The organism is Microbacterium sp. GbtcB4, assembly GCF_019091465.1.
In the GTDB taxonomy this organism is placed as follows: domain Bacteria; phylum Actinomycetota; class Actinomycetes; order Actinomycetales; family Microbacteriaceae; genus Microbacterium; species Microbacterium paraoxydans.
In genome coordinates this window covers 22,780-36,720 of sequence record NZ_JAGXJJ010000007.1, presented here as the reverse complement: position 1 = coordinate 36,720, position 13,941 = coordinate 22,780, and the positions used below count along the sequence as shown (strand labels likewise).

The 13,941-nt window shown below is 71.5% G+C and carries 14 protein-coding genes and 1 tRNA gene; 11 read left to right on the top strand and 4 right to left on the bottom strand.

The genetic code is table 11. The annotated features are described in order from the left end of the window. Window positions 1-3 precede the first annotated feature (3 nt). The 7 genes from KVS71_RS12215 to KVS71_RS12185 all read left to right on the top strand — a co-directional run bounded on the left by KVS71_RS12215 (window position 4) and on the right by KVS71_RS12185 (window position 7,329). Complete coding sequence (locus KVS71_RS12215; protein WP_144880811.1) at window positions 4-663, top strand: O-methyltransferase; 660 nt, start codon at window positions 4-6, stop codon at window positions 661-663. An 87-nt stretch (window positions 664-750) separates the two neighbouring features. Beyond that, window positions 751-2,031, top strand: a complete 1,281-nt coding sequence (gene eno / locus KVS71_RS12210; protein WP_217584675.1) for a phosphopyruvate hydratase — start codon at window positions 751-753, stop codon at window positions 2,029-2,031. A gap of 77 nt (window positions 2,032-2,108) precedes the next feature. Then, on the top strand, window positions 2,109-2,645 hold the full coding sequence (locus tag KVS71_RS12205; RefSeq protein WP_231919591.1) for a septum formation initiator family protein: 537 nt from the start codon (window positions 2,109-2,111) through the stop codon (window positions 2,643-2,645). Between the two features lie 47 nt (window positions 2,646-2,692). Then, window positions 2,693-3,235 (top strand): DUF501 domain-containing protein, encoded by a 543-nt coding sequence (locus KVS71_RS12200; RefSeq protein ID WP_060921983.1) that lies wholly within the window; start codon window positions 2,693-2,695, stop codon window positions 3,233-3,235. Next, window positions 3,232-4,551: a S8 family serine peptidase gene (locus KVS71_RS12195; RefSeq protein WP_060921984.1), complete on the top strand. Its 1,320-nt coding sequence runs from the start codon at window positions 3,232-3,234 to the stop codon at window positions 4,549-4,551. The genes KVS71_RS12200 and KVS71_RS12195 overlap by 4 nt, the downstream gene beginning before the upstream one ends. A 25-nt stretch (window positions 4,552-4,576) precedes the next feature. Continuing rightward, a complete protein-coding gene (locus KVS71_RS12190) occupies window positions 4,577-6,091 on the top strand; it encodes an FAD-dependent oxidoreductase (RefSeq protein WP_217584674.1) in 1,515 nt (504 codons plus the stop codon). Window positions 6,092-6,255: 164 nt separating this feature from the next. Further along, the gene (locus KVS71_RS12185) at window positions 6,256-7,329 is read left to right on the top strand and encodes a hypothetical protein (protein ID WP_105949472.1); all 1,074 of its coding nucleotides are present in this window, start codon (window positions 6,256-6,258) and stop codon (window positions 7,327-7,329) included. A gap of 70 nt (window positions 7,330-7,399) precedes the next feature. Here KVS71_RS12185 and KVS71_RS20295 read toward each other — a convergent pair whose 3' ends face one another. Further along, on the bottom strand, window positions 7,400-7,528 hold the full coding sequence (locus KVS71_RS20295) for a hypothetical protein (RefSeq protein ID WP_255218732.1): 129 nt from the start codon (window positions 7,526-7,528) through the stop codon (window positions 7,400-7,402). On the opposite strand from KVS71_RS20295, the gene KVS71_RS12180 reads away from it, so the two are divergent. Then, on the top strand, window positions 7,527-8,399 hold the full coding sequence (locus KVS71_RS12180; RefSeq protein WP_217584673.1) for a cation-transporting ATPase: 873 nt from the start codon (window positions 7,527-7,529) through the stop codon (window positions 8,397-8,399). The genes KVS71_RS20295 and KVS71_RS12180 overlap by 2 nt on opposite strands. A gap of 4 nt (window positions 8,400-8,403) precedes the next feature. Here the strand turns inward: KVS71_RS12180 and KVS71_RS12175 are convergent. Continuing rightward, a tRNA-Leu gene (locus KVS71_RS12175) sits at window positions 8,404-8,476 on the bottom strand. A 65-nt stretch (window positions 8,477-8,541) separates the two neighbouring features. Between KVS71_RS12175 and KVS71_RS12170 the strand changes: the two genes are divergently transcribed. The 3 genes from KVS71_RS12170 to KVS71_RS12160 all read left to right on the top strand — a co-directional run bounded on the left by KVS71_RS12170 (window position 8,542) and on the right by KVS71_RS12160 (window position 11,750). Further along, entirely contained in the window at window positions 8,542-9,786 is a 1,245-nt protein-coding gene (locus KVS71_RS12170) for an alanine racemase (RefSeq protein WP_217584672.1), read from the top strand. Further along, window positions 9,783-11,096, top strand: a complete 1,314-nt coding sequence (locus KVS71_RS12165; RefSeq protein ID WP_217584671.1) for a D-arabinono-1,4-lactone oxidase — start codon at window positions 9,783-9,785, stop codon at window positions 11,094-11,096. Before KVS71_RS12170 ends, KVS71_RS12165 begins: the two co-directional genes overlap by 4 nt. Before the next feature lie 87 nt (window positions 11,097-11,183). Then, window positions 11,184-11,750 carry a LemA family protein gene (locus tag KVS71_RS12160; RefSeq protein ID WP_060923320.1) on the top strand — a complete coding sequence of 189 codons (567 nt, stop codon included), beginning with the start codon at window positions 11,184-11,186 and terminating at the stop codon, window positions 11,748-11,750. Window positions 11,751-11,759: 9 nt separating this feature from the next. On the opposite strand, the gene KVS71_RS12155 is transcribed toward KVS71_RS12160, so the two are convergent. Both KVS71_RS12155 and KVS71_RS12150 read right to left on the bottom strand, forming a co-directional pair. Next, on the bottom strand, window positions 11,760-12,659 hold the full coding sequence (locus KVS71_RS12155; RefSeq protein ID WP_217584670.1) for a hypothetical protein: 900 nt from the start codon (window positions 12,657-12,659) through the stop codon (window positions 11,760-11,762). Further along, window positions 12,656-13,915, bottom strand: coding sequence for a winged helix-turn-helix domain-containing protein (locus KVS71_RS12150; RefSeq protein WP_105949477.1), 1,260 nt, complete (start codon window positions 13,913-13,915; stop codon window positions 12,656-12,658). Before KVS71_RS12150 ends, KVS71_RS12155 begins: the two co-directional genes overlap by 4 nt. Window positions 13,916-13,941: the final 26 nt, after the last annotated feature.

The window sequence follows — 13,941 nt, the reverse complement described above, 5'->3', positions numbered from 1 at the left end:
CACATGGAATCCACTCCCGCCGCCTGGGCCCGCGCCGACACCTTCCTCGCCGACATGCTCGTGGGCACGGATCCGGCTTTGGAGCACGCGCTCGAAGCGCAGCGGGCGGCGGGGCTGCCTGAGATCGAGGTCGCCCCGGTCGCGGGGAAGCTGCTGAACCTCCTCGTACGGATGAGCGGCGCGCGCCGCGTGCTGGAGATCGGGACCCTCGGCGGCTACTCGACGATCTGGATGGCCCGCGCCGTCGGTCCCGACGGGCAGGTGATGACGATCGAGGCGGAGGCCGACAACGCCGCCGTCGCCCGCGCGAGCATCGATGCCGCCGGGATGGGGGACCGGGTCGACATCCGCGTCGGACGAGGAGCCGATGTGCTTCCGACCCTCGTCGGCGGCTTCGACCTCGTCTTCATCGACGCCGACAAGGAGTCGAACACCGTGTACCTGGACTGGGCCGCGAAGCTCGGTCACCCGGGCACCGTGGTCGTGCTCGACAACATCGGCCGCGACGGCGAGATCGTCCGCGACGACTCGACCGACCCCAAGGTGAACGGCACGCGCGAGGGGCTGCGGATGCTGGGGGAGGACCCGCGCTTCGACGCCACGGCGTTGCAGACGGTCGGGATCAAGGGATGGGACGGCATCGCGCTCGCCCTCGTCGTCTGACTCCGGCGCCCCGCCCCGCCGGGGATAGACTGGGCGCGGATCGACGACGCTCCACACACCCTTCCATCCTGAGCAAGGAGCACATCAGTGGCACTGATCGAGGCTGTAGGCGCACGCGAGATTCTCGACTCGCGCGGAAACCCGACCGTCGAGGTGGAGGTGCTCCTCGACGACGGCATCGTGCAGCGCGCCGCCGTCCCCTCCGGTGCATCGACCGGCGCCTTCGAGGCGTACGAGCTGCGGGACGGCGACAAGAGCCGCTACGGCGGCAAGGGCGTGCTCAAGGCCGTCGAGGCGGTCATCGACGAGCTCGGCCCGGCCATCGAGGGCGTGGAGGCGAGCGAGCAGCGCATCGTCGACGAGATCCTCATCGAGGTCGACGGCACGGACAACAAGAAGCGCGTCGGCGCCAACGCCATCCTCGGCGTGAGCCTCGCGGTCGCGAAGGCCGCCGCGGACTCCGCCGACCTGCCGCTGTTCCGCTACCTCGGCGGTCCGAACGCGCATGTGCTGCCCGTGCCGCTGTTCAACGTCATCAACGGCGGAGAGCACGCCGACAACGGCATCGACATGCAGGAGTTCTTCCTCGCGCCGATCGGCGCGGAGACCTACTCGGAGTCGCTGCGCTGGGGCGTGGAGACCTACCACGTGCTGCGCGCCGAGCTGAAGGCCGCGGGCTACGCGACCGGCCTCGGCGACGAGGGCGGCTTCGCCCCTGACCTGCCCAGCAACCGCGAAGGCCTCGACTTCCTGGTGAAGGCGATCGAGAAGGCCGGCTTCACGCCCGGCGCCGACATCGCCCTCGGCCTCGACGTCGCCGCCACCGAGTTCTTCAACGACGGTGTCTACCGCCTCGACAACAAGGACTGGGACGCCGAGGCGCTCACCGAGTACTACGTCGGGCTCGTCAACGACTTCCCGATCGTCACGATCGAGGACGCGCTCGCCGAGGACGACTGGGACAACTGGAAGCACCTCACCGAGGCGCTTGGGTCGAAGGTCCAGCTGGTCGGTGACGACCTGTTCGTCACCAACCCGCAGCGTCTCGCCGACGGCATCACGCGCGGCGTCGCCAACTCGCTCCTGGTGAAGGTCAACCAGATCGGCACGCTCACCGAGACGTTCGACGCGGTCAGCCTTGCGCAGCGCTCGGGCTACACGGCGATGCTCTCGCACCGTTCGGGTGAGACCGAGGACACGACGATCGCCGACCTCGTGGTCGCCACGAATGCCGGCCAGATCAAGGCGGGTGCCCCGGCGCGCAGCGAGCGCGTCGCGAAGTACAACCAGCTGCTGCGCATCGAGGAGGAGCTGGGCGACGCCGCGGTCTTCGCCGGCCGTTCCGCCTTCCCGCGCTACCAGGGCTGAGCGCCCGCAACAGCAACGACGCCGCATCCGCGGCATGACCGCGCCGCCCGGATGGCGACAGAGACGAAGGAGGAGCCGTGACACGACGACCGGCTCCTCCTTCGCCGTCTCCCGGAGCTGCCGCGCCGCGCCGGGCCGCCTCGACATCGCGGCAGCCCCGGGGTGGCGCGACGGCCGCCCCTCGCGTGGACGTGCGCGAGTGGGCATCGGGCATCCGTCTCTCCGCCTTCTCGGTGATCATGCTCTCCCTCGTCGTGCTGGGAGCCTGGGTGCTCGTGCCCACGCTCGGCACCTTCATCGACCAGCGGCAGAAGATCGCCGCGCTGGAGCAGTCGGTGCAGGTGAGCGAGGACGAGATCGCGGCGCTGACCGCGGAGCGTGAGCGGTGGGAAGACCCTGCGTACATCACCACGCAGGCCCGTGAGCGCCTCTACTACGTGAAGCCCGGCGAGGTCGTGTACCTCATCGACAACGACCTCGATCCGTCCACCCTCCCGCGCGAGCAGGAGCCGGTGAGCGACACCCTCGAGGAGAAGCCCGCCGACTGGATGCCGCAGCTGCTGCGCACCCTCGTCTCCGCGGGCTTGAGCGACACGGCCGCCGCCCCCGGCTGAACGCTCGTTCCGAGCATCCTCCCGGACGGCTCCCCTACGCTGGTGGGGTGACCAACCCGCCGTTCCCCGCGCCCACTTCCGCCGAGCTCGCCGTCGTGTCGACCCAGCTCGGACGACCCGCACGCGGCGTCGTCGGCATCGCGGCGCGCTGCCGCTGTGGCAACCCCACGGTGGTGGCCACCACTCCGCGGCTGCCGGACGGGACGCCGTTCCCCACGTTCTACTACCTCACGCATCCGGCGGCGACCGCGGCGATGTCGACGCTCGAAGCGAACCAGGTCATGCCCGAGCTCGCGGCGCTGCTCGCGGAGGACGAGGCCGTGGCCGCGGCGTATCGGTCCGCCCACGAGGCGTACCTCGCGGACCGCGCGCAGTTCGGCGAGGTGCCCGAGATCGACGGGATCTCCGCCGGGGGCATGCCGACGCGAGTGAAGTGCCTGCACGCCCTCGCCGGGCACGCCCTGGCGGCGGGTGCCGGCGTGAACCCGATCGGTGACGCAGCTCTCGCTCGCAGCTCCTGGTCGCCCGAGGTCTGCCGCTGCGAGGAGCCCGGAGCCGCCCTCCGCGACGATCCGGCACGCTCGGCATGACGCGGCGACGGATGCTGCGCGGCGCCGTCGCCCTCGTGGCGGTGGCGGCATCCGTCCTGCTCCTCGGGTCGACTGCGACCCCGACCCCGACGCCGCCGCCGGTCGCCGACGACCCCGCGGACCCGGTCCGTGCGGCGGAGTACTGGCTGGATGGTGCAGGGATCAGGGACGCATGGCAGACGACGCGCGGAGAAGGCGTCACCATCGCCGTCATCGACACCGGTATCGGCAAGGTCCCGGAGGTGTTCGGGGACGCGGTGGTCGGCGGGACCGACGTCTCCGGTGCCGGCACCCCGGACGGCCGCACGCCGCTGGGCGCGGTGGACGGCAACCACGGATCCTGGGTGGCTTCCCTCGCCGCGGGGCGCGGCAAGGCTGACGGCACGGGCATGATCGGCGTCGCGCCGGAGGCCGACCTGCTGTCGGTCTCGGTGGGCTTCGGCGCCGCGGCAGCCGTGCCGTTCACCGAGCAGGTGGCCAAGGGCATCCGATGGGCGGTCGATCACGGTGCCGACATCATCAACCTGTCGTTCACGACGAACACCCTCGACTGGGACGAGAGCTGGGACGACGCGTTCCTGTACGCCTTCGAGCACGATGTCGTCGTGGTCGTCGCCGCCGGCAACCGGGGGAGTGGCACGAACATCATCGGAGCGCCCGCCACGATCCCCGGCGTGCTCACGGTCGGCGGTGTCGACCAGACCGGCACGGCCAGCATCGAGGCATCGACGCAGGGCATCACCATCGGGATCTCGGCGCCGAGCGAGGGGCTGCTCGGGGTGTCGGCGGACGGCGAGGTCGTCTCGTGGAGCGGAACCAGCGGTGCGGCTCCGATCGTGGCAGGTGTCGCGGCGCTGATCCGCTCGGCGCATCCCGACATCTCGGCGAACGACGTCATCAACCGCATCATCAAGACGGCCATGCCGGTGGCCGACGCACAGAAGCCGCGAGACCCGCTCTACGGCTTCGGGCTCGTGGACGCGGACGCGGCGATCTCGGCGAACATCCCCTCCGTGAGCGAGAACCCGATGGGAGATCTGGCGGAATGGGTGCGGCTGTTCCGTCGTGCAGACAGCGTGCCCACGCCGGAACCGTCTCTCGGCCCGGTGGAGATCCCGCCGCTGCCGGACGCCGACGCCCCGACCGAGGCCGGTTCACCGCTGCTTCCCAGCGCCGATTCCCTGCGCTACGGTACCCTGCCGCTCATCGCCCTCACCGTCCCTGGTATCCTGGTAGCGCTTGGCGTCACCGCAGCTGCCCGGCGCATCCGATCGGCGCGCGTTCCCGTACGCCACAATCCCGACTCCGAGGAGTAGTTCTTCTGTGCCTCAGAACAGCACTGTGCCCAAGATCCTGATCGTCGGCGGAGGGTACGCAGGTTTCTACACCGCGTGGAAGCTCGAGAAGCATCTGCGCAAGGGCGAGGCCGACGTGACCATGGTCGACCCGCTGCCGTACATGACGTACCAGCCGTTCCTCCCCGAGGTCGCCGCGGGCTCCATCGAGGCCCGTCACTCGGTGGTCGCGCACCGCCGTCACCTCAAGCGCACCCACGTGCTCACCGCCAAGGTGACCAACATCAACCACGCGCAGAAGGTCGCCACCATCACGCCGCCCGTCGGCGAGCCGTACGAGTTCGCGTACGACCAGATCGTCGTCACCGCGGGCGCCGTCTCGCGCACGTTCCCGATCCCCGGCATCGCCGACAACGCCATCGGGCTCAAGACGATCGAAGAGGCCGTCGCCATCCGTGACAAGGTCATGTCGAACTTCGACAAGGCTGCCTCCCTCCCCGCCGGTCCCGAGCGCGACCGCCTGCTGACCGTCGTCGTCGTCGGCGGCGGCTTCGCCGGCATCGAGGTCTTCGCGGAGCTCCGCTCCCTCGCGTCCTCGCTGGTGAGCAAGTACCCGCAGCTGTCCTTCGAGGACACCCACTTCCACCTCATCGAGGCCATGGGGCGGATCATGCCCGAGGTCTCGTTGAAGACGAGCGAGTGGGTGCTGAAAGACCTCGCCAAGCGCGGGGCCAACGTCCACCTCGACACCCAGGTCAAGGGTGCCATCGACGGCAACGTCGAGCTCTCCACCGGCGAGGTCATCCCGACGGACGTCATCGTGTGGACCGCCGGTGTCATGGCCAACCCGACCGTCGTGCGCGGCGGTGATCTGCCGGTGGAGGAGCGCGGTCGCATCCAGACCCGCGCAGACCTTCGCGTCGGCACGCCTGAGGCGTTCGTCGAGGGTGCCTGGGCCGCGGGTGACGTGTCGGCCGTTCCCGACCTCTCGGGCGGCGGCGTCGGCGGCTTCTGCGTCCCGAACGCGCAGCACGCCGTGCGCCAGGCGAAGCTCCTGGCCAAGAACGTCGTCGCCGTGCTCCGCGGCGAGGACCCCAAGGAGTACTTCCACAAGAACCTCGGCGCTGTCGCAGGTCTCGGCCTGTACAACGGTGTCTTCCAGTCCGGCAAGATCGCGCTGAAGGGCTTCATCGCCTGGCTCGCGCACCGTGGCTACCACGGTCTCGCCATGCCGACGTGGGAGCGCAAGTGGCGCGTGCTCTGGGGCTGGTGGAACAACCTGTGGCTGGGCCGCGACCTCGTGAACCTGCAGACGGTGCAGAACCCGCGGTACGTCTTCGAGGAGTTCGCCGCTCGCCCGCGTCCCGCGGCCCCCGCGTCGGCCGCTCCGGCCGCGAAGGCGCCGGCCGCCGAGAAGCCGGCTGCTGCGCCTGCGGCGGAGACGCCGGCGGAGATCAAGAAGCCGGCGGCCAAGAAGCCGGCGGCCAAGAAGGCTCCGGCCGCCAAGAAGGCTCCGGCCGCATCGGCGGATGACTCGGTGGAGACCGCCGCGGTGAAGTGACCGCACGGTTCTGAGAGGAGGGCCCCGAGCGCACGAGCGCCGGGGCCTTCTCCGTTCCCGGCCGTAGCGCGAGTTGGCGACGTAACATCTCACATTGTACGCTCGCAGAGTGCTCGGGAGGGGCGTCTACCACGCAACCCCGGACGACGCTGGGAGGAGGTCCGGTGAGCGCGCAGGGGGGAGAGCCGCCGACGGTCAGTGTGTCGATCCGGGCGGCTTCGGGCCAGGAGAGGCGCGCAGAGCAGCTCGCGGAACAACTCGACGGTGCTTTCGTCCGCATCTGCCGAACGGGGGCGGATGCCGGAGCCTTCGCCGAGGCGTGGCAGCCGTGGACCCGACGGGCGACCCACCACATGGTCCTGGACGCCGCAGTGCGCCCGCACCCGCGTCTCGTCGCGCAGGTGCACGAAGCCGTGGGAGGACGGCCCAGGGCCGCCCTGCGGTTCTTCACCCCCGGAGACGGCTATGCCTCGCACGCCCTCCGGCTGGCGGCTTTCGCCGGCTATCCGTGGCTCCTGCCGCCCGGACCCGATCCGACGTCGATCGCCGTGGTGCTGCCGATTCCCGAGGCGGCGGAGTTCGCCCGTTCCGTCCCGGCGGGCGACGACACTCCTGAGGGCGTGCTGCTCCAGCGGTTCGCGGAGGAGCGAGGACTCGCCCTGCTCGCGAGCACAGCCGATCTCGTGCAACGCGACGGGCCGGGGGCGCACGCTCCGGCCACCGCCTTCCTGCCCGCCGCGGTCGCCCCCGCGGAGTGGTGGCGACAGGACACGCTCCAGGCGCCACCGCTGATCCCTGTGGTGCATCTGCGAGACGGGCAGCCGCTGTCGTACGAGGCTGTGCCGGGTACGTCGGACGGCTGGCGGCTTCGTCCGCGCCGAGATGTGCCGACACCGCACGCCCGCCGGTTCGCGCGGGTGATGCACGAACGGCTTCTGGGCACGGAGGTCGCTCGCAGCCACCTCCGGGCGGCGGCTGTACTCCTCGGCGTGGCGGGAGTGCTGCGCGACCAGCTCCTCCTCGCAGCGGCGTGGGGGCGGCCGTCCGAGGGGTTCGGCGCGGCCGTAGCCCGGGAATCGGCGGCGACCCTCGCACTCGGGACGCTGGCGGAGGCCGTTCCGGCAGCGCGTCGTCCGGACGGTGCGGCGGAGCTCCGGGAGACGTTCGAGGCGCTGTACGAGGAGATGACCGCCATCCTCCGCGGATCGCCCCGGCCGGAGCGTGGAGCCGATCCATAGGCCGCCTCACTAGCGTGTGGAGGGCAAGGGGAGTACTCCCGTCTGCAGCGACGTCGTCATGACGGGCATGTCATCGTGCCCCGGCCCGCTGGCCCGCGAGGGTGGAGGAGACCTTGGCGCCCGCATCGCGGGCTGCCCGGAACCTTGCGTCGACCGACGTCGCGGAGAACGGCGGCCCGTCCCACGAACGGACCCCCATGTCGAAACTCTCCCGCCTGATCCGCCTGGCCACCGACGCCCTCGATGCGAAGGGTGCGAGCCCCGCCGCGAGGGGCGGGGAGGGCTCCCGTTCCTCGACGGATTGGAGCGGGATGATCCGTGGCGCCGTGGATGCCGTCCGTGGCCCCGGTTCCGACGGGCCGCGCCCGAACACCCCGTCTCCCGCCTCGTCGTCGGCCGGCGGCCCTGCCGCGGGGCGACCGTCGACCTCGTACGCGCCGCCGTCTGCCCCCGGTGCCGGTGGTCGGCCGGACACCTCCGCGGCGGACCGTGCGGCCATCGCCCGGTACGACTACCTCCTGCAGACGGCGGACCCGCACCGCGTCGAGCAGATCCATCGCGAGGCCTTCGCCCGTCTCACACCGTCGCAGCGGGAGCAGGTCGAGGCCCGCATGCGAGCCGAGCTCCCCGCCGAAGAGCGACCGCGCTCCTCCTCCGCGGACGACCTCGCCCGCGCGGCGGGCCGCGCCGAGGCGATGCAGCCGGGCCGTCTGCGCGGCCTCCTCTCCCGGGTCCGGGGCGCCGGCGCGGGTGGGGCCGCGGTCGCCGCCGGCGGTGCGGCGGTCGGCCTGCTCGGTGTGGTGGCCGGCGGGGCCGTCCTGAGCACCGTGGCGGCACCCCTCCTGGAACAGGCTGCAGGCCTCGGGGTGGACTTCGACGCATGGGCGCAGGGCATCGACATCGACGCCCTCGCCTCCGGCGTCGACGTCGATGCGCTGGCCGGTGGCGCCGACGAGATGCTCGGCTCGGCCGGCGAGGCCGTCTCGGGGCTCGGCGAGACGGCGACCGGCTGGGGAGCGCGGCTCGGCGATCTCGGCATCCCGGGGATCGGCGACATCCTCGGCCGCTGACGGGTGCCCCCGCTGGGACTCGAACCCAGACTGAAGCGATTTTAAGTCGCCTGCCTCTGCCATTGGGCTACGGGGGCCGCGCCGCCAGCCTATCGTCGGCGGGGTCGTGACCCGGGCGGGGCTCAGGCCGTAGGGTGGGGGAGTGCTCGACCTCACCGACGAACTGAGCCCCGTCCCGGGTGGCCCTGTGGTCGCCCCCGAATGGGAGGACCCGGGCCGCTACTGGCCGCGCTTGTCGGCCGCGACCGGGCATCTTCCGGCCCCGGTCGCCGTCATCGATCGGGAGGCGCTGCGCTACAACGCCATGGATCTGCTCGTCCGTGCCGGCGGTCTGCCGATCCGGGTGGCGTCGAAATCGGTGCGGGTGCGTGCCGTCCTCGATGCCGTGCTGCGCCTCCCCGGATTCCGCGGCATCCTCGCCTTCACGCTCGAGGAAGCCCTCTGGCTCGCCGAGACGCACGACGACATCGTGCTGGGCTATCCGACCGTGGACCGGGCCGCCCTCGAACGGCTCTGCGCCGACGAAGAGGCCGCTCAGCGCATCACCCTCATGATCGACGACCCCGTGCACCTCGACCTCGTCGACAGCGTGGTGGCCCCCTCGGCGCGCCCGGAGCTCCGGGTGGCGATCGACGTCGACGCGTCCTGGCGATCGCCGCTGCTCGGGCACATCGGCGTCCGCCGGTCGGCTCTCTTCTCCGCAGGCGAGGTCGCGGCGTTCGCGCGGAAGGTCGTGGCACGCCCCGGCTTCCGCCTCGTGGGATTGCAGATGTATGACGCCCAGATCGCCGGACAGGGTGACGCCGGCCCCGATGGGCCGCTGATCCGCCGCGTTCAGGCCCGCTCGCGCGACGAGCTGCGGGAGCGGCGGGCGCAGATCGTCGCCGCGGTCGGTGCGGTGACGTCCCTCGAGTTCCTCAACGGCGGGGGTACCGGCTCCCTCGAGTTCAGCGGCAGCGACGAGTCCCTCACCGAGGCCAGCGCGGGCAGCGGCCTGCTCGGAGGGCACCTGTTCGACGGGTACCGATCCTTCCACCCGGCGCCGGCTGCGGCTTTCGCCTTCGACGTCGTGCGCCGTCCTGCGGCCGACATCGCCACGGTGCTGGGCGGCGGCTGGATCGCCTCCGGGCCCGCGGTCGCCTCGCGACAGCCGCGCCCGGTATGGCCGGCGAACCTCCGCACGCTTCCGCGGGAGGCGGCAGGCGAGGTGCAGACGCCGCTGCAAGGACCGAGCGCCGCGACGCTCGGCGTCGGCGATCGCGTCTGGTTCCGTCATGCGAAGAGCGGCGAACCGGCCGAGCGCATCGCCGCCTACCATCTCGTGTCCGGCGACGAGGTCATCGACGAGCTGCCGACGTACCGCGGCGAGGGGAAGGCGTTCCTGTGACGAGAATCGGCGGCACCTGGCAGAACTGGGGCCGGTCGGCGTCGGTGCGCCCGGTCCGAGTCGAGCGGCCGCGCAGTCCTGAGGGCGTGCAACGTGCCGTGCGGGCAGCGGTGCGACAGGGACTCACGGTCAAAGCGGTCGGCGCCGGTCACAGCTTCACCGGGATCGCCGTCGCTCCCGGTGTCCTCCTGGAGCTCGACGACCTGCAGGGACTCGTATCCGCGGACGCTGCGAGCGGGCGCGTCACGCTCCTCGCCGGCACCCGGCTGCACCGCATCCCCGGGCTGCTGGCGCGTTACGGACTCGCGATGGAGAACCTCGGCGACATCGACCGGCAGTCCATCGCCGGGGCGATCTCCACGGGCACCCATGGGACCGGCGCGGGCTTCGGCGGGCTCGCCACGCAGGTGGTCGGGGTGACTCTGATCACCGCGGACGGCGAGTTCCTCCGCATCGACGAGGCGCACAGCCCCGAGCTGCTGCCCGCGGTCGCCGTGGGGCTGGGAGCGCTCGGCATCATCGTCGAGGTGACGTTGCAGTGCGTGCCGACGTTCGTGATGCATGCGATCGATCAACCCGTGCCGATGGAGGAGGTCCTCTCCACGATCGATGAGCGCGTCGCCGCGGCCGATCACTTCGAGTTCTACTGGTTCCCGCACACCGACGTCGCGCTGACCAAGCGCCAAACGCGTCTGCCGGAGTCGACGCGACGCCGGCCCCTTCCTCCCGTGGGCCGATGGGTGGACGAGACGCTGCTCGCGAACGGCGTGTATCGCGTCGTCTGTGCGGCGGGACAGGCTGTTCCGGCGATCACGCCTCCGTTCAACCGGCTCGCGGTACGACTCACCGGGGACCGCGAGTACACCGACCTGTCGAACCGCGTGCTCACCCAGAGCAGGACGGTGCGATTCCGTGAGATGGAGTACGCGCTCCCGGCTGCGGACGTCGTGCCCGCGTTCCGCGCTCTCCAGGACCTCATCGACCAGCGCGGCTGGCGGATCGAGTTCCCGGTGGAGGTGCGGTTCGCGGCGGCCGACGACCGCTGGCTCTCGACCGCGTACGGTCGCGAGACCGCCTACATCGCGGTCCACCGGTACTGGCGGGCGGACCCGACCGCCTACTTCGGCGCGGTGGAGGAGATCATGAGCGCGCACGGCGGTCGCCCGCATTGGGGGAAGCTGCACACGCTCACGCACGAGACGCTGCGGGAGCGGTATCCGCGCTTCGAGGACTTCGTGGCGCTGCGCGACCGCCTCGATCCGGACCGCCGATTCTCGAACCGTCACCTGGAACGCGTGCTCGGGCGCTGATCGAGTGGGGCCGGAGACTCTCGTCCCCAGTCCACGTGCAGGCACCGCGTCTAGGATGAGAGAAATACGGGAAAGGGTGGGGCACTGATGGAATGGCTCGTGCCGGTACTGATCGTCGTCGGGGTGATCCTGCTCGTCGGCGTGTATCTCTGGGCGACGTACAACTCGCTGGTGCAGCTGAACGTCCGTGTGGACGAGGCCTGGAGCGGCATCACCGTCCAGCTCAAGCGCCGGGCCGACCTCATCCCGAATCTCATCGAGACGGTCAAGGGCTACGCCTCGCACGAGAAGGCGGTGTTCGAGAACGTCACCCGCGCCCGCGCCGAGACTCTCTCCGCAGGCAGTCCCGGCGAGGCGGGGATCGCCGAGGGGCACCTGCAGCAGGCCCTGCGCAGCCTCTTCGCGGTGGCCGAGGCCTACCCGCAGCTGCAGGCCAGCCAGAACTTCCTCCAGCTTCAGCAGGCCGTCGTCGACACCGAGGACAAGATCCAGGCCGCGCGGCGCTTCTACAACGGCGGCGTCCGCGAGCTCAACACCAAGATCAAGGTGTTCCCCAACAACCTCTTCGCCAAGGGGCTCGGCTTCACCGAGCGCGAGTTCTTCGAGGTCGCCGACAGCGGCGCCATCTCCGAGCCTCCGCGCGTGCAGTTCTGATCCTCGCCCTCACCACACGGTGAGGGCGAGTTCGTCTGTGGTGATGTCCACGCCACCGCGCACGCTCCACGCGGTGCTGCGGTAGGTGACCGTGCGCGCGTCGCCGTCCTGGCCGGTGCCGGTCACGGTCGCCTCGAGGATGCCGTCGTCCGCGGCGAACGCGGTCGGGGTGAGCACCACCGCAGGGAACCGTTCGACACGGAACGCGATGTCGGAGATCTCTCGGAACTCCGTCCCCCACGGGATCCGGATGCCGCAGTCGTCGGGGACCGCGGTGCCGTCGGCGGTGCAGGTCTTCAGGTAGGCCTCGAGCTGGGTCTGCGCGGCCTCCGTCGCCTCCGGCCGGAGCTCGGCGGTCACGCCCGCGGTGGCGTCATCCCCGGGGAGCACGACGGCGTCGGTCGTGCCGGTCAGCAGGGTCCGAGGCGCGGCCGTCACGGGGTACACGCCGGGGAGCAGCGCGGCGTCTTCGTCCACCGGGAGGACTGCACCGCCGACCTGCACAGCCGTCCCGATCGTGGTCGTGGTGCGGAGGGCGCCGAGGCCGGAGCCATCGACGGCCCAGCCGCCGCTGCCCGGCATCAGCCGGAGGTCCGCCTCGTGCTCGTCCCCGTCGAGCCGGAAGCGCACCGTCGCGGACGCGCCACCGTCTCCCTCGCGGACATCGGTGACCTCGGCATCCTGGATGGTCGACGACGCTCCGGCGAACGCGGTGAGGGCGGCGTCGGACACCGCGGTCCCGGTCGCCGCGACCGCCTCGGGATCGCCCGACTCCAGTGCGTGGAGATAGGCCAGCGCTGCTTCCTCCGCCGTGGGCGAGCGGAGCGCGGACAGCCCGCACCACACCGCCCCCGCGACAGCGACGGCTACGATGGCACCGCCCACGAGCCACCAGCGACGACGGCTCACGCGACGCCCTCCCGGACGTGGACATGACGACGCACCGTGTCCGGGGCGGTGGAGGCGAGTGCGGTGTGGACGGCTGCGGTCGCATCGCCCCATCCGGAGACCGACACCTGTTCGAGACCCTGCCACTGCGCGGCGCGCAGGAGCTCCGCCGCGATAGCCTCGGCGTCACCGGGACGCGCCTGCGGCTCCCACCATGCCGACTGCACCTGCAGCGTGGACGTGCCGCGGTCGGCCTTGAGGTCGACCCGTGCCACGATCCGGTCGCCGACGAGGACGGGCAGCGAGTAGTAGCCGTACCGGCGCTTCGCCGCCGGCACGTAGATCTCGATACGGTAATCGAGCTCGAACGCCCGCAGCGCACGTTCCCGGAACCACACCACGGGATCGAACGGGGTCAACAGGGCGGCGGTCTCGACCCGGCGCGGAAGAACCGCGTCGCGATGCCGCCAGGCGGGCAGGGGCCGGCCGCCGCGTTCCCAGCCGCGGACGGTCACGGGTTGCACTTCGCCGGCGTCGACGAGCTCGGCGATCGCCCCGGTCACCGCGGCACGGTCGCGGAGGCGGTAATAGTCGGCCAGGTCGGCCGCCGTCCCGACGCCGCTGGACCGCGCGGCGCGTCGGACGAGCTCGCGGACGGCGTCCTCGCGCGGGATCTGGCGGGACCGGATGCGCTCGGGGATGACCTGCTCGGCGAGGGCGTAGGTGCGCTCGAACCCCCGGCGTCCGCTCACAGCGACGTCGCCCGTGCGCCACAGGTGCTCGAGGGCGAGCTTGACCTCGTCCCAGTCCCACCAGGTGCCGCGCTCGCGCGGGGCGTCGGCACGGAGATCGACCGGACGGAGCGGTCCCCGCGCACGGAGCTCGTCCTGCACCCACTGCACCGTCCGGGCATTCGTGCGGAGCCAGGAGTCCTCCGCGGACCAGCGCCGCCGGAAGTCGTCCATGCGGAACCGCCACAGGGGCCAGTCCTCGACGGGGATGAAGGTCGCCTCGTGAGCGAGGTACTCCACATAGTGGGTCGTGCGCGACAGGAAGAGGCGGTCGAGGAGTGCGGGATCGTAGGCGCCGAGCCGGGAGAACAGCGGGACGTAGTGCGACCGTGCGAACACGTTGACCGAGTCGATCTGCAGCACGCCGAGCCGGTCCATCACCCGGTGCAGATGGCGACCGGAGACGGTGGCCGGGCGCGCGCGGGTGAAGCCCTGCGCGGCGAGGGCGATCCGTCGTGCCTGGGCAGGACTGAGGGTGTCGGTCACGCCGCCAGCGTATCCCCGCTCTCCGA